The 505-nt window shown below is 49.5% G+C and carries 1 protein-coding gene; it reads left to right on the forward strand.

Annotation, left to right across the window (positions count from 1 at the left end; translation table 11 throughout):
• Positions 1–290 precede the first annotated feature (290 nt).
• Positions 291–505, forward strand: a 215-nt coding sequence (locus EOA86_RS37870; protein WP_164892466.1) for a hypothetical protein, incomplete at its 3' end; no start/stop codon positions are given.

Raw genomic sequence — 505 nt, forward strand, 5'->3', positions numbered from 1 at the left:
CTAGAAAGTTTTAAAGAAATATTGAGATAATTATTATTTGCGTCTTTGGATACCTTTCTCGACGGACCGCGAAGTTCTTTGACTATCGATCGCTTATAATGTAAGCTTATATTTCAAGATCAAGCAGCGATATTGCGCTCGCTTTCGACGACCGAATTGGAACGGCATTGCGAGTGCCACCGTTGCTGTGCTGAAATGACAATTACGAATTTGGTCGGGCGGGACCTTCCGAAGTGCGGCCGGTGCATTTGTCCTTAAAGTGAAGCCGTCATTGCTCGTGGCTTGCGCGGATGAAAATACTCCTGACGTCGATCTCTATAGAGTTCCCCCTTGCGACCTATGGCCTTGCCGCTGAATTGCAGGGTAACAGCCAGCTCCTCGCTTGCCAGGTGGAAATGATCGACCTCGATTGGGCGCGCCTTTCCCACTACGAGCGGAAGAACTCGGAAATCTGGCGTTACCTGGCGAAAATTGACGCCGTGAAGCCCGACATAATCTGCTTCTC

Source organism: Mesorhizobium sp. M5C.F.Ca.IN.020.32.2.1 (genome assembly GCF_004023105.1).
Classification (GTDB): Bacteria; Pseudomonadota; Alphaproteobacteria; order Rhizobiales; family Rhizobiaceae; genus Mesorhizobium; species Mesorhizobium wenxiniae.